We start from the raw sequence: 18746 nt of genomic DNA, 5'->3' as shown, positions 1-18746 counted from the left end.
TTGTCAATGTATGCGTCCTTATCCTGTCCCAAAAAGCGCTTAAGAACCTATGGTTTCTTTTAATATTTCTTTGACGCTTTCAAAAGATGTATCTACTATAACCATCTGAATGCGAATTTCTAAGAGTCCTTCTTTATTAAATATATTTTGGAGCTTGTGATTCACCGCTTTTATTCCTCTATCACCTGTTTCAGGTAATAGTACAACGATTTTATTATGACCTATTGTGCAAAAAGAATCTGTAATGCGCGTACACAGATGAATACTACGGATAACTTTATTGATTTTTTGTACTGTTATATTTCCTACTTCAATTCCAATTAAACCAAAAGTTCGTTTATAACGCTGATATCTTAAAAATTCATATTCAAGGTTATGAACAAATGATTCTTCATCTAAAAACTTCGTTACATAGTGATTTTTGAGATTAACTCTTTTATTTTTAGCATTTTTCTTATATGTTGCTACAATTTTTTTGTATTTTTTTATAACTTGACGTATGTTAATCTCTTGAAGATAGATTTTCCACCCTCCTTTTTCAAAGACTAACACACGTCGAAATAAATCTTCTTCAAAATGATTGAGCAACACATTATACTCTCGTACTTTCACCCAACAGATAACCTTCGTCCCATATATCTCATCCAATTCAACCGTATCAACTGAACTGCTAAACTTAGTAATCTCATGAATTTCACTTACAAGCTCTTGCCAGTGTATAAAATCTTTCAAAAAAATTCTACTCTGTGACTCATGGCAAAGTAATTCATATGCTTTTTTATACTGTGTATTCATTAGATACAACATATATGCATTTACTGTGACTAATACCTTGTTAAACGCCATATCTTCATATGTCTTTGTAGTCACCATACAGCAATCTTCTTGAGAAAGCACATTGTATTTCCATACTCCAAAGTATTCTTGCCGTTGTTCATAATTTATGAGCGTCTTGTATGCTTCTTTAACCAACAAGAATTTTTCTTTATTTCCATCATTATCCGGATGATATTTTACAATTAAGCGCTTATATGCTGATCGAATCGCTTCTTCACTTGCAAACATATGTACCTCTAATAACTGAAAATAATCAACAAATTTATTATTCATAGTGTCCTCTACTCAATCAATTTAAGGTTCTTCATTACTTCAACGAATTTATCAATATCAAGGGGTTTGGTCGCATATGCATCTGCTCCCTTGCTAAAGGTATCATCAACAACCTCTGTCTCTGAGAGTGCTGTAATCATGATTATCTTAGCTTTTTTTTTGACCTCATATTGCATTTCGAGATCTCGAATCGTCTTTAATACTTTCGCGCCATCAACTTTAGGCATCATAATATCTAGACAAATCAAGTCATAAAACTCTTGATCTTCTATAGACATCATATGTGCATCAATAGCTTCTAGACCATTGACCACCAAATCACATTCTCCATATTCATCTAAAACTTTCCAAAGCAACTTTCGACTAACCATATCATCTTCTGCGATTAATATTTTCAACATATACGTCCTCCTTGTCCACTTGTAATGCCTACTTTTGCAATACATCCTCTTCTAAATCTAGCAGCATCTGATTAAGCAACACTTTCATTTTTTCTGGATTGTTTTTTCTAAGCTTCATCTTTAATCGAAGTGCATTGCGCCTTAGTTGATCAGAAGGATACTGATCGATCACATCAAACAAAATCTCTGCTTGATTATTAATTTTAACGAAATCATAAGTTTCCCCTTCGTATTGCATACTTTTTAAAAGCTCTTTTATCAAAAGTTGAGCCTTGTCATTGGTTTTTGCCCGATCATATAAATCGATATCCTGTACATTTAAAATATCCATGACAATATTTTGAAGTTGTACAAGCTGAATCGGTTTTGTTATGTATAGATCAAAGTCATGCTGCATAATTTTTTCTTTGTCTTCCTTTAAGGCTAATGCCGTTAGAGCAATAATTGGAATTCTTTTCTTCTCCTGCAGACTTCTTATATGATCTGTTGCATCTAAACCACTCATGACTGGCATTTGGATATCCATTAATACCAAATCATAATTTTGATTTTTCTCATAATATTCAACGGCTTGCTTGCCATTAACTGCAACTTCTACTATATGCCCATCATTTTCCAATTGTGTCTTAACTATTTTTTGATTTATGGGATCATCTTCAGCAAGAAGAATGCGCCCTTTTCTTGACGGAATATGCATGGGTTTTTCTTCAATGGTATCCTCTGCTGTTTGCATACTCAATGTCGTTGAATCTTGTTCTTCTAAATAAAAATGCAATGTGAACGTCGTACCTTTTCCAAGCGTACTTTCACACAAAATACTTCCTTGCATCTTTTCAACAATACTTTTTGAAATGGCTAATCCTAAGCCCGTGCCTCCCTTTTGGCGTGTATACGATCCATCTTCTTGAGAAAAATTTTCATAAAGATTTTCCTGATATGATGCATCCATCCCTATGCCTGTATCGCTAATGGTGACCATAAAATCATAAGTGTCACTCTTTTTTACTATTTGATACCCGATATATATTGTTCCTTTTTCCGTAAATTTTATTGCATTATCAACAAGGTTATTCAAGACTTGCTTTATTCTTAGACTATCTGATTTGAACACTTCAATTGGATAATTATAAGCATCTATACGTAATTCAACTGCCGTGCTTTTAATTTTCGCCTTATTTTCAAAATAGACTTCTTCCAACATTTTTTTTAAATTAAACATTTTACGATAAATCACAAATTTACCGGCTTCAATTTTTGATATATCCAAAACACTATTGATTATTTCAAGCAGATTTATGCTTGATGTCTTTGCTGTATTAAGATAATCGATGACCTCTTGATCTTTTACACTGCGTTTTGATAGATCAATCATCCCTATAATTCCATTAAGTGGTGTGCGTATTTCATGACTCATATTGGACAAAAACTCACTTTTAAGTTTGTTAGCACGTTCCGCTTCTTCTTTTGCATCATTGATCCGCTTTTCATTTTCAATCAATTCAGTAATATCTTGGATAATCAACATAATCTGTTCTTCTTTTTTCCTTTGCAATCGAACAAACCCAATTTGATAATGTTTAATGATATCCATGTCATCGATATTGCGCTCAAACTTGACTTGTCCTGTCACATACTCTTCATCTTGTTCCGTTAACAAATACACGTTTTTCTTAATTAGACATTCTTCACATCGATGGTCAATCCCGCACCGCTCATCTCCAATTCTCGAGCAACGCAATAACTTTCCTAAAATAATATCCATATTTTGCTGTACATCAATTTGGAAATGATGAATCATAAACGGATTAACTTGCAGCACTTTTAATTCTTTATTGACAATAATAATTCCTAGAGGCAATCGGTTAAATATCGTCTCAAAGTTTTTCTTTTGTTCAATATTTTCCAATTCCAATAATTTTATTTTTGTAATTTCTCGAAAATTAATGCTAATGTATAGACTTCCCTTCATCTCAATCGGAGAAATACTCGCTGATAGATATACTTTTTCCTGTTCATGATTAACAATAAAAGCATCCTTTACTAAACCACGTGGTTTCATCGTACGCTTAACATCACTGATAATATCAGCAATGATTGTTCCCGACTTTTCTGTGCAAATATTAAAACAGGTCTCAATCGAAGCGTTACTCTGGATTTTATGCGGGGCATCAATGATTTTTGCAGCCCGTTGATTCATATATACAACTTTATTTTCATCATTGACACAAATAATCCCATCACCAAGAGTGTCAACAACCTTATAGAAATCTAACTGGTCATACATACGCTCACCTCTGATTCATTATATAACCACTATTGCAATAACTTCATAATATGATGCCCCATAAAACTTAACGACGTCTGCTTAGATATTCCCCCAAGCTCATAAGCTGCTTTTGGCATGCCATATACCACAGAAGATGCTGCATCTTGTCCCAAAGTTACAGCTCCCTTACGCTTCATTACTGTAATGCCCTTAGCTCCATCATAGCCCATACCCGTGAGAATCACACCTAATGCTCGATCTCCAAGCGTTTGCGCCACTGAATGAAATAATATGTCTACTGAAGGGCAATGCCCGTTGACTTTTTCTCCTTCAAAAACCTTAAGAAAATATCCATGTTCTGCTTTTTTCACTTCCATGTGTTTGTCTCCAGGTGCTAGATATACATGATCACGCTGTATTATATCTCCATTAGTAGCTTCTTTTACATGAAAATGTGTTTGTTTGTTCAAACGTTCCGCAAACATCCTTGAAAAGACAGGCGGAATATGCTGAACAATTACTATCCCTGGTAAACCAAGGGGTAATTGACTTAGCACTGAGTAAATGGCTTCAGTTCCACCTGTTGAAGCTCCAATGGCAATAAGTTCATGTTTTTTTACTTGCTTTGCTTTGCTTTCAACCAAGTCTTTGGGGTTTTGAACAACCACTGTCGCTTTGGAAGCAGCCTTTATTTTTTGAATAAGGTTCACAATAAACTTTTGAACACTCTCTGGGGATCCGGCATTTGGTTTTACCACAAATTCAACTGCTCCTGCATCCATTGCATCAAACACTTTATCATTTAAAGAGCTAACAACGATTACCGGAACAGGATACTGAGGTATCAAACGTTTGACAAACTCAATCCCATTCATTTTTGGCATCTCTATATCACAAGTTACGACATCCGGTTCAAATTCTAATATTTTGTCTCTTGCATCAAACGGATCCGTTGCTGTAGCTACAACCTTTATCTCCGTATCCGTTTGAATGCCTTTTGCAAGTATTTGTCTAAACAATAGACTATCATCAACAACTAGTACACGAATACTCATACGGTCCTCCCGGTTATATTTTTCTGTATACTGCAGGTTTAATATACTTAAACTCTGTCGTTTCACGATTAATGGATTCTGAATGCCCTATAAATAAATAGCCTCCATATTCCATCTGATCATATATTTTTTTAATAAGTCGCTCTTTGGTGTCATTGTCAAAATATATCATTACATTTCTACAAAAGACTACATGAAATTTTTTCTTAAAGCTAAACACAGGCTCCATCAAATTAAAACGTCTAAAAATCACTTCTTGTTTAAGTTTTGACTTTATCTGATAATCATCTTTGGTAATCTTATCAAAATAATTCAATACCCAAATTCGTGACAACGTCTTTACTTTATCTGCCGAGTAAACTCCTTGCTTTGCCTTGGACAAAGCATTTAAGGACAAATCTGTTGCCAAAAGTTTTTTATCCCACTTAACAGGTTTCATTTTAAAATAATCCTCAAGCAACATGGCTAATGCGTATGGTTCCTCCCCTGTTGAACTTGCAGCACACCATATGCGTAAGTCTTTATTCTTTGCATTTTTCTCCCAAAAAGGTAATACTGTCTCTGAAAAATAAGAAAAATGCTCAGCTTCTCTCATAAAATAGGTATGGTTTGTTGTAATTCGATCGACAAGTCGGCTAAGCTCCTCACCTTCCTGATCCTCTTTTAAATGCTTATAGTAAGTCATCAAACTATCCATACCCATTTCATTTAAGAGACTGCTTAAACGACTCACCAATAGCGCCTTTTTCTGCTCCTTTAAGTGGATGCCGCTATGCTCTTTTATATAATCCGCTAATACCCTAAACTCATCATCCGATATTTTTATCATAAACAAACCCCTTTCCATGTTGGCAGGATATAAGCTATGGATAATCAGGTACCTCTAATATTTTTCAAACTCCGTATCACTAAGCGATATTTTTCGATTTCTTTTCTTTTCTCTATGATTTGCATCATTATTCTTCATACTTTCAAGCATTTTTAGTACTTCGGGATCAATTGCTTCTGAGCCATCGCTTTTTTGTATGTTGCGAAGCTTAAATGTTGCAACTTGCGATTTTAGCATATCGGCTTGTCCAGATAGTTCCTCACTTGCCGCAGCCGTTTCTTGTGCGGTCGCACTTGTTGTTTGAACAACATCTGAAATCTGCGAAATCCCTTGATTAATCTGATCTACACCTAACGCTTGTTCTTGGGAAGCTGTTGCGATGGATCCAACTAAAGACGTTGCTTGAGATACCCCTTCAACAATTTTATTAAGTGCTTCTGCCGTTTCATTTGCTATTTTTGTACCACCTTCAACTTTATGTATTGAGCCTTCAATCATTGCAGTTGTCTCTTTGGCTGCACTTGCAGATCTAGCCGCAAGGTTTCTAACCTCTTCTGCTACCACCGCAAATCCTTTACCATGTTGACCCGCACGCGCTGCTTCAACAGCTGCATTTAATGCAAGAATATTTGTCTGGAAGGCTATATCATCAATGACTTTAATAATTTTACTAATATTATTGGAGGAATCATTGATTTCTTCCATGGCTTTTAACATATCCGTCATTTGAGTATTTCCTTGTTCCGCATATTTTTGTGCAGATGTCGCCATTTCTTCAGCTTTTTCAGCATTTGAAGCATTTTGTCGTGTTTGAGAAGCAATCTGTTCTATTGACGCTGTCAATTCTTCAATGGAACTTGCTTGTTCTGTAGCACCTTGAGACAAGGACATACTTGAATCAGAGACTTGGCGCGATCCAGAAGCTACTTGTTCAGACGCAGAATTAATGTTCGTCATAACATTATTGATATTTTTCGTCATTGTTTTGAACGCTTTTGAGAGCATTCCTACTTCATCTTTTCGATCAACTGTGATCTCAATTGCTAAATTACCTTCTGCTATTTGATTCGCGGCGTTTACCATTTGAACCAGCGGTTTACTAATAACACGTGCAATAATAATACCTAATCCTATTGCTAATATAACTGCTCCGCCAATAAGTATCATCATTACTGTAATAGATCCTAGCGTAACCGCATTATTTTCTTCTGCTTTCTTCTCGGCATCTTCAACCTTCATATCGACCATTGCATCAATGGCTTCTTGCTCATTGTCTGCTGCAATACGCATATCCCCATTTATTAAGGCATATGCCTTAACATCTTCATTTTCTATACACAATTCATAAAACATTGGTAGTATAGCCCCAAATTCTCTTCGTGTCTGTAAGAAATGTTCAAACGCATCTTTCATTTCTTGAGACACCGCTTTATTGCCAAAGGAGGTTGATATTACATCAAGTTCATCAACAATCGTTGTAATGGTGCGATACTTTTCTTCAATCTTTTCCGGATCATCTTCAAGTATCATATCACGTGTATATACCCGTACCTTTTGAAACAACGTAGCCATTTCTGCTGCTTCTGCTAATGGTACTGTCATATTCGAATAGATAATTTGACCATTGGCATCAATCGTTCGCATGTTATTAATACCAACAAGGCCTACAATTCCAGCGACAATAGCTACAAGTACAAATGCAGTAATAAGTTTTGCTGTGATTTTCATGTTCAAGAACCCTTTCATATACATCCTCCTATTCATTACTTCCCTTGATCTCATCAATTTCATTTTCATCCAATAAAGTTTCACAATCAAGAATTAATGTTACATTGTTTTCGCTCTTTCCCACACCTTTAATGTACTTTCTGGCTCCCGCATTTAAATTAGGCGGTGGGACAATATTTTCTTCACTAATATTCAACACTTCTGAGACAGCATCAACAATAATCCCTATTGACAAATCCAACACATCAATAACGATAATGCATGTTCGGTCGTTGTATTGCTTTATTTCTTTTTTAAACTTGACTCTTGCGTCCATTACTAGAATAATGGTTCCTCTAAGATTAATGATGCCCTTAATGAAATCCGGTAGTTCCGGAACAACAGTTATCGGCTGTATACCTACGATTTCTGTAACATACATGATATCAATCCCATAGGATTCTTCCCCGAGACAAAAAGTTAAAAATTTTCCTTTTTGAGTATCCTCTTCTAAATCTTCTTGAACGATATTCATTTCTTCATTCATGTCTTCACCTCTTTATACTTGAACTTTTGCATTAACGTTTGACAAGTTAAATTCTCCAACATCGAGTATGAGACTGATACTTCCGTCACCTAAGAGCGTACATCCTCCAAGTCCTTTTATTTGTTTATATTTTTTAACATATTCCGGTAATGCTTTGACAACGACTTGTTGCTGCCCCAACAATTCATCGGCAAAAATGCAGCAAGATTTATTGTCTTCTTCTACCATGATTAAGATTCCTTTTTCAACATCTTCTTCTCCATGAGGTATATCATACTCCTCTTTCAAACGGACAATCGGATAGCAAAGTCCCCGAACCATAATCATCTCCTGTCCATGTGTATCTTTTATGATTTCTGAGTTTTGAGGTCTAAATGATTCTCTTATGGTCACGATAGGAAGGGTAAATCTTGAATGACCTACTTTAATATTCATTCCTTCTATAATCGCTAATGTAAGAGGAATCTTTAAGGTGATTGTTGTTCCTTCCCCTGGGACACTGTCCACAAGGACAGTTCCTCCAACACTTTCAATATTTTTGGCAACAACATCCATGCCAACGCCTCTTCCTGAAAATTCTGTCACCTCTTCTTTTGTGGAAAATCCCGGATGTAAAATCAAGTGATACAACTCTCGATCTGATAATTCCCCAAAAGAAGAATTGATTAAACCTTGATCAATCGCTTTGTCATATAACTTTTTCTTATCCAAACCCTTTCCATCATCTTTTATACAAATTAATACATCACTACCTGAATTTTTTGCTTCTAATATAATACTGCCTTGAGATGATTTTCCTTTCTCTATCCTCTCAGATGCACTTTCAATCCCATGGTCAATAGCATTACGGATAATATGCATCAATGGGTCAGCAATCTTTTCTATAATATTTTTATCTACTTCAGTTTCTTCACCAAAAACTTCTAATTGAACTTGCTTATCTAATCGACGCGTCATGTCACGAACGATGCGATGCATTTTCATAAATGTTTTTGAAAGCGGAATCATGCGAATGGCCATGACCATATCTTGAAGCTCTCCAGTGATTTTGTGCAATTGTCTTGACGCCTTATCAAAGCTTTCAATTTCTAGGTCAATCATCTCTGGATTTTGAGTGACCATGGCTTCTGCTATAACCAACTCACCTACCATGTCCATAAGTTTATCCAACTTATCGATATTCACACTAATCATGCTTTGTTTTGTATTGATTGAAATATCTTGTTTTTCTTTTTTTTCTTGACTTTCTACATATTTTTTTGATGTTTCCGGAATCTTGATTTCATTGGATTCTTCCGGTTGGCTTTGTGCTGCTAAAAATTCAGCGTACTGTTGCTCTGTAATAGATTCAAACTCCAGCTTTTCCATAAAGATGGTGCCTTCTAGATAGGACTTTATGGCTTCTTTTGTACTGGTTGTCTGCATCAAAAGCTTAAACCCATGCTGACGAATTTCGTCTGCGGATTTATCGTTTTCAATAATATCTGCTGGTGAATAAACAACTTCTTCAACCAAATCAGCGATATTATGAACAACTGTGTAGGCACGTATATTCTCCATCTCTGCATCTGGCTTATACCATATAATTGCCTGGTAGCATTGAACATTTTGGTCTTTTTTGTTTGGACGGATATAATATTTTTGCTGTGGTTCTTCTTTTGGCTTTACGACGGTCGTATCCGGGGTTTTTATTGCCTCTAAATAACTTGAAACTTGACTTAATAAAACAGATTGATCACCATCGGGGTTCTCCCCATTTTTCACTTTCATCAATTCTATTTTAAAGTAATCAATGCTTTCCAATATTAAATCAATAAGCACCGTAAAATCATAAGATATCTCCATGTCTTCTCGAATAACATAAAATATATCTTCCAAACGATGTGCAAGAGTACTCATATCATTAAACATCATCATTGCTGAAGAGCCCTTGATTGTATGCATAAATCTAAAGATTTCATTGATGGACTCCGCACTAAACATTCCTACTTTTTCACTAGCTATAATAACCTCTTCCAATGTCTCTACGATTTGCGAGGTCTCATAAACAAAAGCTTCTGTCATCGGTTCATCTATATACGACTTACTCATGCTATTCCTCCTATTTCGTTATACCATCTAATACTTCTAACAATTTCTCCTTTTGGAATGGTTTAACAATAAATGAAGAGGCTCCGTTCATAATTGCCTCTCGAATAAAACTTTCTTGTCCCATCGAGGTAACCATAACAATTTTTGCATTGGCATCATATAGCTTTATTGCTTTGAGCGCTTCAATTCCTGTCATATTCGGCATGGTAATGTCCATTGTTGTAATGTCCGGTTGATACTGTTTATATAGCTTTACAGCTTCACTTCCATCTGGAGCTTCAGCAACCACTTCATATTCATGGCTATCAAGCATTCTTTTTATCGTTGCTCGCATGAACGCTGCATCATCTACAATCATTAACCTTTTCATTTTCTTCCTCCTATCCTTAATTTTGATGAATTTTATGTACACGAAATAAAGGAAAAGAATTTTCCTCTATTGCTTCATGAAATTTAAAATAGCTCGGAATTTTAGAGATTGTCTATCTATGATTTGTTGACCTTTCGCTCCCCAAAATACTCTCCTCAATCCGTTACCTCTTATTATTCACCGCCTTTTTTACATGCAGAAAAAGGTTCAGTTAAATTGACGTTCACTCAACAACTCAAGTGCGTCTTATATTTTATATATTTGCGTATCGAATATGGAAAAAGAAAATTGATATGAAAAATATGGAATAACAACCACCTTATTAATTCTCTCTTGCCATTTGACAAGTACCTTCAAACAAATCACTCCCTCTTGTCATTTGCTTTGGTTATTACTTATGTCCCCTTGATGATTTTATCCTATTTTTAGTTCAATGATAGTATTTACTTATTTATATATTTTATCACAAGTTTTTACACTTGTCACGTTGAAGCCCTTATGTTTTCATTGAAACACCCAACTTTTCTTGGATTAAAGTTGGGTGTCTAGTAGTATTTTACAATAAATTATATATATTACATTTTATTCTTTTTCTTTGATGCCAAGATAAGCGATATGCTTACCAATATGCTTTATTAACCCCTGAGCATATTTATCTTCATTCTCTACAAGCGTTCTATAAAACGCATTTTTGAACATGAAATTTTGATTCTGATCTTTCGCCTGAAGCAAAAGTCCATAAGTAATATGTAAAAGCTGTCTTGCATTATCATCATCCATATATGCAGGCAAATCTATATCCGATACCTGGTGAATATCTTGAATCGCATGTATATCTGTCGTCACATGATAATACTGTTTTGCTTCATGGAAATGTTCTAATGCATAGATGTGCATTTTTCGATATAGTGCCGGATTTTCTTGTGCAACCAAGCGCACTGCCTCTAGCCAATTTGTTCCAGCTGTTTTTACATGAAAACGTCCATGAGTGTGTTTTCCAATCAAACTAAACACACGGAACTTGTCACTACCCGAATGGATACTCAACTTATATCCAAAATAATCCGCTATCTGCGCATGAACGATTAAGGTTTCTTCAAAAGCATTGAGATCTCCGATATAATCAATCGCCTTTTGAAACTCTCCAATAAATCTGGGAGCCATACTGTTGACTTCAATACCATGTTGATACAGTTCATTTGCTATAAAAAAATGTGCTTCCGGTGTCGTCGGAGTCATCGTCTCATCAATCGATATTTCAAAATCTATAGCTCGGTCTGCTGTCTGGATATATGTTCTATAAATATATTCCATATACTCAATAGCTTTTCCATAGATTAAGCTATTCTTCATGAGCTTAATCTCATTAAAATGAAGCGCTGTCCCTTCTATGTTAAATGTCTGGTCTAAATATTTACTTTCATAATAAGATCGCTTTTCCTGTGAAAGTTCCATAAAGCCTGCTCTAATTATTGCTTCTGTTGTCTCACTAAAACGTTCATCAATATAGTCTGTGCAATCAAGCGTGAGCATGCTAATACCTAACTCAATAGATTTTTGAATATCGTCTTCCTTTTTTAAATGGTCTCCATCTGCACCAAACCCTCCGGTATAGCCTTCTTGGAAAACCGCAAAACACGCCGCATCAAGAACATCCGCATATGTCCTATCCGTTAAGTTTAGTTCACGGATGCTTTGTTGCGCTAACACAGGATGAATCCTTTTATCTACAATAGCTTGAATATGTCCTGAAGATGCAAGTCCCAAGCGATCACCTAATCCAATGGTCGCACCTTTGTGCCCAAATGCCATCGGTTTAGTAAATTCAAAATATTTATTAAGCACCAGACGATTGTGATGCGTCAATGGGCATAACTTGTACCCATCATTTATCTCACCTTCCAGTTGATCTTTAAGTTCTCCATTTCCTATAATAACAATATATTTTTCTTTATTCAGTCTTATCATTTGGAGTTGACAGTGTTGGTATTGCGTATATGATCTTTCATATATAACAAGATCTGCATCACGTACCTTTAATTTTTTCATTACATCGTTCATCGTCATCATAATCCCTCCCATATGTGTTTTGAATTGCTTGATTCTTTTTCATTATACCATGTTTACACACATATGCCATAGATTGGGATTATTCACTCCTTATTTACTAGCTTCAAATACTTTGATTTCAGAATAGCTCATTCGTGCACTATTTATATTCCATGGATTGAAATGTCCTTTTCCAATAATTCGAATATATCGTGCTTGCACAGGAGTATCTAATGTAATAATCTGAGGCGCCTTACGATTCGAGCCATCGGGTGCTATATCACTTCCCATAATAACGTCTTGACCTGTTTCACCACCAAAAATTGTTGTTGTCATCGTCGGATCAAAATTCGAATCTGTGCTTAACTGAATAATACAATCTTTAAACGTTACCGTATCTAGACTTGTATTATACCAGAATCGGTAGACCTCCACTTGCTTGACTGCCTTTTCTTCACCAAAATCATATTGGAGGTATGCTCCCGGCCATTGTTCATAACCATTATCACTTCCTCCTGTTTCCACTCCTGCATTGATTGTTGTATAAACACTCTTATCACTACTTGGACCCCATCCGAGGGTTTCATCAATGCTTCCATCACTAGCAGCCATACTATAATCTATTGCTACATTTGACGTTGCTTGTTTGCCTAATATAAGGTTTGTTCCCATTGGTAACCGTTCCAGTCCATCCATCGCTACTTTCAGATTATTATATGCTGTTTCAATCTCGAGCGCTGTTGCTTGTTCATTTGAATTTACCACTTTCGCCTCGCTCAGTGCTTGAGAATATATACTCCAACTTACCGATGTATAGTTCCCCTCATAAAATTCTTGAATAATAAGTTCCTCTAGATTTGGCAAACGCTCTAGCATCTTGATTGCCAACATCAATTGTTCATATGCTTGCTCAATTTCTATCACTGTTGGATTTTCCAAATCGAGTATAAGTTGTGCCGCACCTTTATTGATTTGATAATTTTCCCAAGAATCTTTTTTATACTCTTCTTCGACATATACTCTATTAACAAGTATTTGCAAGGTATCCTTATCGACTATAAATGGTTTGGGTTGGATATATATGTGCAATTGAGCTGTAATGCCATTGGTATTTGTTACGCCTACTGGAAGGTCAGTTAACGTTCCTGTCATTTCATAGATAGTGCCTTCTTGTGTCCCGTCAAATCCCGTCAAATCCCAAATTACCGGAACATGCTTTTGATTTTCAAGCGCTTTGTCATCATTAAGAATCACTGTAACTATGTTATCCACTTTAGTACTAAGTTCTTCTGTTGTTGTTCCATATGGAACAACAATATTTCCATATTTTGCATTTATACTTGTAATATTTCCTGTCGCTGTTGGATTATCATTACTCCACACTCGAACATAATCAACATCAAACACTGTATCTAATGGAGTTGTGTCTCCTACATTCCAATACGGATTACGTAAGCCTAAAGACAATAATAAATTTTGAGGAATCGCATCCATATTAGCTGCATGCTCGGTTTGTTTTTGCCATCCGACATATCCCGGATCTCCTGCAATCGCTTCTTGCCCTGCACTTGATGAATAATAGCGTCCATTAAGTTTTCCATCAATATAAAAATTCTGATATCCCGGTCCCCATTCAAGACCATATACATGATAATCTGATGAAGGATTAAAACCATCTTCTCCAGTATTTGGATCATATATACCAATCGAGCTGTGCGGATTCACATCTTGAATCGGAGTTAAAACAGAATTAGGCGTCTTAAATGTATGAAGTGCATACTCCATCTGATTGACAACACCTGATTGTCCAATCTCTAAGACATCAATCTCTGTCCCCCACTGTTGAGTACGTCCTAAAAGCCATATAGCACTACAAGTTCCCGGTAACACCTGTGCTCCTCGAGCACGTGTCTCCATGTAACCATACTTCATTGATTGTCTACTAATTATTCCACCTGAAGAGTAATTCATTGGTGTAACATCTTCAAATCCCGAATTAGGTGCCAAATTTGTATTTGTGCCTTCTTCTGCAAAAAAAACATCATCAATAATCGTTTTTGAATATGGATCTGCCTTCACCTCAAATCCAATCTTACATTTTCCGTCTTGACTGGGAGTTACATCTATCATTGTATATTTTACGTAATCCACACTTTCATAAATATTTAGAACACCTTCTGTACGCACCGTTTGAATGTTTGAAGGATCGACTGCAAACATTTGTGTCACAGGTTGATTTCCACTCTTTTTAATATATGCCGAAAATTGATATGTTTTTGTTGGATCTAGTCCTTCAATTACCGTATCCGTTCTTACCCATATTGGAAAAAAATTGCTATATACCAACGCATTATCTCCTGATCTAGCTCCATAGATTGAAGTAATGTATTCTCCATTTATTGAATCTCCATCATACATATTATGGCTACTCCAGCCATTTGGAGTCTCATCTAATAGAGTATTTTGGTCAAACTGCGCTCTTAGCCTAAGCGAACCATCATAGACACTTACATTCTTATCTTCCCAACGCCAAGCTCCTGACCAAGTGTATGGAATCGGTTGCCATTTGTCCATATTTAATACCTGGTCGTTGAACTCATCGGATAAGTTTTCATCTAGGACCCAATACCTATCATTTGTTTGATCTGAAAGCGGATAAACAGTCACCTCATTACTCGATTCAATATTCTCTTGCCCAAAAGTTATATTACCTATAAATCCCCAACATATTGCAATGCTTACCAAAAATACCACCATTTTTTTCATAAAAAAACCCCCTATTCGATTTAAGTTATATAACTATTATATAAAGATAGAGGGTATATCATCAGTCTAAAATTGTTGGTTTATAGTGTATTATTGTTAGTCAGATATTCTTACAACTGAATATCTGTCCATTGTATACAATTTCTTCCGTTTTCCTTAGCAATATATAGAGCATTGTCAGCTTGTATAAATCCTATAGACACATCTTGTTCCCTAACGCCTTGAAGTTTTGCCAACCCAAAACTCGAAGTAATACGAATCGAATATTTTTCAAACTCGACAATCATATCTTCAATTATAACACGAAGTTCTTCGACTAATGTATGACATTGCTCCCGTGTCATATCTATAAATACAAAGCTAAACTCTTCTCCTCCCCATCTTGATGACGAATTTTTGCCTGTTATGTGTTTTTTAATCCTCTTAGAAATTTCCTGAAGCACCTTGTCCCCAGCCTTATGTCCATAGGCATCATTGACCTTTTTAAAATGGTCAATATCCATAATACCAACAATAATATTTCTCGATGCATAAGCTGGATTATCGGTAATCTCTTGTATAATCACTGACTCAAAATAACGCCGATTATACAAATTTGTAAGATGGTCATAATTAGATAGATATTCTAACTGCTTGTTTGATGCTTCAAGCATCATGTTCTTAAGCATATGTTCTACTTGATTGTCATATACAATTTTTGATATAACTAAAACGCACATGTAATATAATGTGCTATTGACAGCAACATCAACTAGCATATTTGGGTTTTGTTGAAATTTAAATGTTAGCATTAAAAAAATAAAGTGCGGAATCGAATAGACAATATAATTTTTGGGCGGTTTGATAAGAATTGCAATACCACAGATAATCAACATTGTTACATAGGATGTAATCTGTCCCACAACAAGCTGATCTAGTACTCCAATAAAAGCCATGCAAGTCATCCCTATGAAAATAGTTCCTTCTGCAATAAAATCAAACACATAGCTATCACGGCGATTATTATAGACCTTAAGAAGAATAAGTACCGTTAAACTAGTCATCAATATAATTCCATGCAAGAGAAAGTATGCCTGATCAATTCCCTCTCCATGTTTTTGATTTGTCAAAGCCGGGATATCATTAAACACAATTAGCAGAACTTCTAATACCATTGTTAAAAAACTAAATATCACTAATCGTTTATAATTGATTGCTTTAATGTTTTTCCCAATTTGCTGAATGTTTTCTTCTGTTATGTCATAAGAATATACGTTGGGTGTTTTACTAAACATTTTATTGATCATTAAATAACCTCGGATTACTTTTATAGAATATTTTATAGTTGATACTATTTTATCGTAAATTCCATATTTTTTCTAGTTTTTTGAAAATGATAGTCTTGTCTGCTCAACTTAAAATTCATGTATCAAGGTTTCTATAATTTTATCAACAGTATATACGTCCTCTGTTTCAAAAATTGTCGCTAAAGTTTCTATATTCTCTTCTAAGTGTTCGATATCTTTTGAATACGTATGACTTATGTCTACCATATCACTTTCACTCAGCTCTCCCTTCTCTATCCACCTTATGACAGCCAGTTCTTTAACCATAATTGTACTCATCAGTGCCACTTTAATTTTTGATAACATATCATAGTCGTAAAACGACTTCATAAAATACCTATAGACAAAATACACCAAAATCTTTTCAAATGCATCCATCTTCTGCATGTAATACCAATTAAATTCTTTATGCTTTTGAATATAAAGCCCTTGACCTGCTCTAGTACTTGTCCAGTATATACTTAAAATCCTATTGAGCTCTAAGGGATCCTCGCTGTTGATATGCTCTAACTTACTGTATGTATTAAAATACGCATGTACGTTATGATACTTTATGTCATCTGCTCCCATAAAAGCACATAATTTTTGAACCAATTCCGAAATAAAGTGACTATCTTCATATTTTTGTCTAAGTTCAGGCAAGACATTCAGTTCACTAAAATCTATTCTATCTTGAATCTCTTGTACAAACTTAAGCACAATCGCTGCTCTAATCCCTAAGGGCATATCCTTGGTCTCTAGGATTTGAAAAATAGTCTCTCTGCACCGAAAAAACTCCTGCAATATATCTTCTTCTCCCTCATTTAGCTCTTTAGAAACCGCACTATCTTCGCTAAGTTCAAATTCAATTCCTGCAGGATTTCTTAGTATTATTCTTGCCGCTTCAGGACAAGATAAGGAAATCCCCATTTCTCTTAAGCCAAAAAACTCTTCTCTATATCGTGGATATTGCTTACATGTGTGGCAAAGATACTGTTCTCCAAGATTTTTATGTATGTCACACAAATTCTCCTTATCTAAAAACGGACATCGTATACCATCTAAAACAAAAATGTTGTCACCTTCTTTATCAACAATCATCTTGTTTCTTAAGCGTTCTCCAAAGGCACCGTCCATATTCTGATAGGCCTGATAGGTTTTAGCATCAATTACAACATCCCACCCTGCACAACAAGTATCTTCACATGCTGATGCTATGCATTTAAACTCCTTGTAATAACTCGGCACGCGTATTTTCATTCTCGTCTCACACTCTCTTTATAGATTACAATATATACTTGAGTTCGAAAAAATCCCTGTCCATCTTAATTTTAAGGTGGGCAGGGATATAGATAGTGGAGGTGAGGGGAATCGAACCCCTGTCCGAAAATCCGTCCATCAGACTTCTACCATTATAGTTGGTCTTTTGACATTCCCTCTACGATACGCCGGCCGACAGGCTTATCGCTTCAGTAGCTTCATGATAGTCTTTACAAGCCGCAAAGCTTAGGCATGCAAGTGCCCCGCAAAGTCGATGCCAGATTCTCTAACAGCGGGTGATTAGAGGCTGACACGCAGCCTTAGGCTGCGAATGCTAAATTATTATCTTCAGCGTTTAAATATTTTCCAGCTTGTTGACGCAGACGCCGGAACTGCGAATGGCTTCCCTGACTTCAAAATCCCCGTCGAAACCAGTACACCCCCGTACTGGCAAGCTTTTTACCCAAAAGATTTAATATAGGTTTTTCACCTTGAAGTCTTTTTCGGCAGCTCTACGTTGATCTTTTTTTGCAATATCTTGACGTTTGTCATAGATTTTCTTACCCTTGCATAGGCCAATCTCGACCTTCATGAGACTTCCCTTGAGGTATACTTTTAGCGGCATTAAGGTATAACCTTTCGTCGCAATAGCGCCTTCAAGCTTATTAATCTCATAACGGTTAAGTAAGAGCTTACGCTCACGCAATGGATCTTTGTTAAAGATATTACCCTTTTCATAAGGCGTTATGTGCATTCCCTGGATAAAGACTTCTTTGTTGCGAATACGGACATAGCTTTCTTTAATTGAAGCCTTTCCTTGTCGCATAGACTTTACCTCAGTTCCAGCAAGAACAATACCGGCTTCAAATTTTTCTTCGACAAAATAGTCGTGATATGCTTTTTTGTTTTGTGCTACTAAACGATAGGCATCTTTTGATTTAGCCAATATGTTCACCACCTTATCTATCTTTACATGTTCACAACGTGTCAG

The 18746-nt window shown here is 35.7% G+C and carries 14 protein-coding genes and 1 other RNA gene; all 15 read right to left on the bottom strand.

Annotated elements, in window-relative coordinates; genetic code table 11:
- Positions 1–39 precede the first annotated feature (39 nt).
- Positions 40–1110, bottom strand: coding sequence for a DnaJ domain-containing protein (locus QBE53_07655; GenBank protein WZL82973.1), 1071 nt, complete (start codon positions 1108–1110; stop codon positions 40–42).
- Between the two features lie 8 nt (positions 1111–1118).
- Positions 1119–1511 (bottom strand): response regulator, encoded by a 393-nt coding sequence (locus tag QBE53_07650; GenBank protein ID WZL82972.1) that lies wholly within the window; start codon positions 1509–1511, stop codon positions 1119–1121.
- A 28-nt stretch (positions 1512–1539) separates the two neighbouring features.
- Positions 1540–3795, bottom strand: coding sequence for an ATP-binding protein (locus tag QBE53_07645; protein ID WZL82971.1), 2256 nt, complete (start codon positions 3793–3795; stop codon positions 1540–1542).
- 29 nt (positions 3796–3824) lie between these two features.
- Positions 3825–4832: a chemotaxis response regulator protein-glutamate methylesterase gene (locus QBE53_07640; GenBank protein ID WZL82970.1), complete on the bottom strand. Its 1008-nt coding sequence runs from the start codon at positions 4830–4832 to the stop codon at positions 3825–3827.
- A 13-nt stretch (positions 4833–4845) separates the two neighbouring features.
- Complete coding sequence (locus tag QBE53_07635) at positions 4846–5661, bottom strand: protein-glutamate O-methyltransferase CheR (protein ID WZL82969.1); 816 nt, start codon at positions 5659–5661, stop codon at positions 4846–4848.
- Positions 5662–5715: 54 nt separating this feature from the next.
- Positions 5716–7407 carry a methyl-accepting chemotaxis protein gene (locus QBE53_07630; GenBank protein WZL82968.1) on the bottom strand — a complete coding sequence of 564 codons (1692 nt, stop codon included), beginning with the start codon at positions 7405–7407 and terminating at the stop codon, positions 5716–5718.
- 10 nt (positions 7408–7417) lie between these two features.
- Positions 7418–7915, bottom strand: a complete 498-nt coding sequence (locus QBE53_07625; protein ID WZL82967.1) for a chemotaxis protein CheW — start codon at positions 7913–7915, stop codon at positions 7418–7420.
- Positions 7916–7927: 12 nt separating this feature from the next.
- The gene (locus tag QBE53_07620; GenBank protein ID WZL82966.1) at positions 7928–10006 is read right to left on the bottom strand and encodes a chemotaxis protein CheA; all 2079 of its coding nucleotides are present in this window, start codon (positions 10004–10006) and stop codon (positions 7928–7930) included.
- Between the two features lie 10 nt (positions 10007–10016).
- Positions 10017–10376, bottom strand: a complete 360-nt coding sequence (locus tag QBE53_07615) for a response regulator (GenBank protein WZL82965.1) — start codon at positions 10374–10376, stop codon at positions 10017–10019.
- 582 nt (positions 10377–10958) lie between these two features.
- Entirely contained in the window at positions 10959–12446 is a 1488-nt protein-coding gene (locus tag QBE53_07610) for a tagaturonate epimerase family protein (GenBank protein WZL82964.1), read from the bottom strand.
- Positions 12447–12536: 90 nt separating this feature from the next.
- A complete protein-coding gene (locus QBE53_07605) occupies positions 12537–15191 on the bottom strand; it encodes a family 16 glycosylhydrolase (GenBank protein ID WZL82963.1) in 2655 nt (884 codons plus the stop codon).
- Between the two features lie 110 nt (positions 15192–15301).
- The gene (locus tag QBE53_07600; protein ID WZL82962.1) at positions 15302–16477 is read right to left on the bottom strand and encodes a GGDEF domain-containing protein; all 1176 of its coding nucleotides are present in this window, start codon (positions 16475–16477) and stop codon (positions 15302–15304) included.
- A 108-nt stretch (positions 16478–16585) separates the two neighbouring features.
- Positions 16586–17755: a flagellin lysine-N-methylase gene (gene fliB, locus QBE53_07595; protein WZL82961.1), complete on the bottom strand. Its 1170-nt coding sequence runs from the start codon at positions 17753–17755 to the stop codon at positions 16586–16588.
- A 93-nt stretch (positions 17756–17848) separates the two neighbouring features.
- Positions 17849–18199: a transfer-messenger RNA gene (gene ssrA, locus QBE53_07590) on the bottom strand.
- A gap of 28 nt (positions 18200–18227) precedes the next feature.
- Positions 18228–18701 (bottom strand): SsrA-binding protein SmpB, encoded by a 474-nt coding sequence (gene smpB / locus QBE53_07585; protein ID WZL82960.1) that lies wholly within the window; start codon positions 18699–18701, stop codon positions 18228–18230.
- Between the last annotated feature and the right edge of the window lie 45 nt (positions 18702–18746).

Source organism: Vallitaleaceae bacterium 9-2 (assembly GCA_038396585.1).
In the GTDB taxonomy this organism is placed as follows: domain Bacteria; phylum Bacillota; class Clostridia; order Lachnospirales; family Vallitaleaceae; genus UBA1351.
The sequence above is the reverse complement of the archived record's forward strand: the minus strand, read 5'-3'. Positions and strand labels throughout refer to the sequence as shown.

Excerpts from the sequence above, each read along its gene's own strand:
- QBE53_07620 (WZL82966.1), bottom strand. The coding sequence starts at position 10,006 with ATGAGTAAGTCGTATATAGATGAACCGATGACAGAAGCTTTTGTTTAT.
- QBE53_07610 (WZL82964.1), bottom strand. The coding sequence starts at position 12,446 with ATGATGACGATGAACGATGTAATGAAAAAATTAAAGGTACGTGATGCA.
- QBE53_07630 (WZL82968.1), bottom strand. The coding sequence starts at position 7,407 with ATGAAAGGGTTCTTGAACATGAAAATCACAGCAAAACTTATTACTGCA.
- QBE53_07640 (WZL82970.1), bottom strand. The coding sequence starts at position 4,832 with ATGAGTATTCGTGTACTAGTTGTTGATGATAGTCTATTGTTTAGACAA.
- fliB (WZL82961.1), bottom strand. The coding sequence starts at position 17,755 with ATGAAAATACGCGTGCCGAGTTATTACAAGGAGTTTAAATGCATAGCA.
- QBE53_07635 (WZL82969.1), bottom strand. The coding sequence starts at position 5,661 with ATGATAAAAATATCGGATGATGAGTTTAGGGTATTAGCGGATTATATA.
- QBE53_07650 (WZL82972.1), bottom strand. The coding sequence starts at position 1,511 with ATGTTGAAAATATTAATCGCAGAAGATGATATGGTTAGTCGAAAGTTG.
- QBE53_07655 (WZL82973.1), bottom strand. The coding sequence starts at position 1,110 with ATGAATAATAAATTTGTTGATTATTTTCAGTTATTAGAGGTACATATG.
- QBE53_07645 (WZL82971.1), bottom strand. The coding sequence starts at position 3,795 with ATGTATGACCAGTTAGATTTCTATAAGGTTGTTGACACTCTTGGTGAT.
- QBE53_07600 (WZL82962.1), bottom strand. The coding sequence starts at position 16,477 with ATGATCAATAAAATGTTTAGTAAAACACCCAACGTATATTCTTATGAC.
- QBE53_07615 (WZL82965.1), bottom strand. The coding sequence starts at position 10,376 with ATGAAAAGGTTAATGATTGTAGATGATGCAGCGTTCATGCGAGCAACG.
- QBE53_07605 (WZL82963.1), bottom strand. The coding sequence starts at position 15,191 with ATGAAAAAAATGGTGGTATTTTTGGTAAGCATTGCAATATGTTGGGGA.
- QBE53_07625 (WZL82967.1), bottom strand. The coding sequence starts at position 7,915 with ATGAATGAAGAAATGAATATCGTTCAAGAAGATTTAGAAGAGGATACT.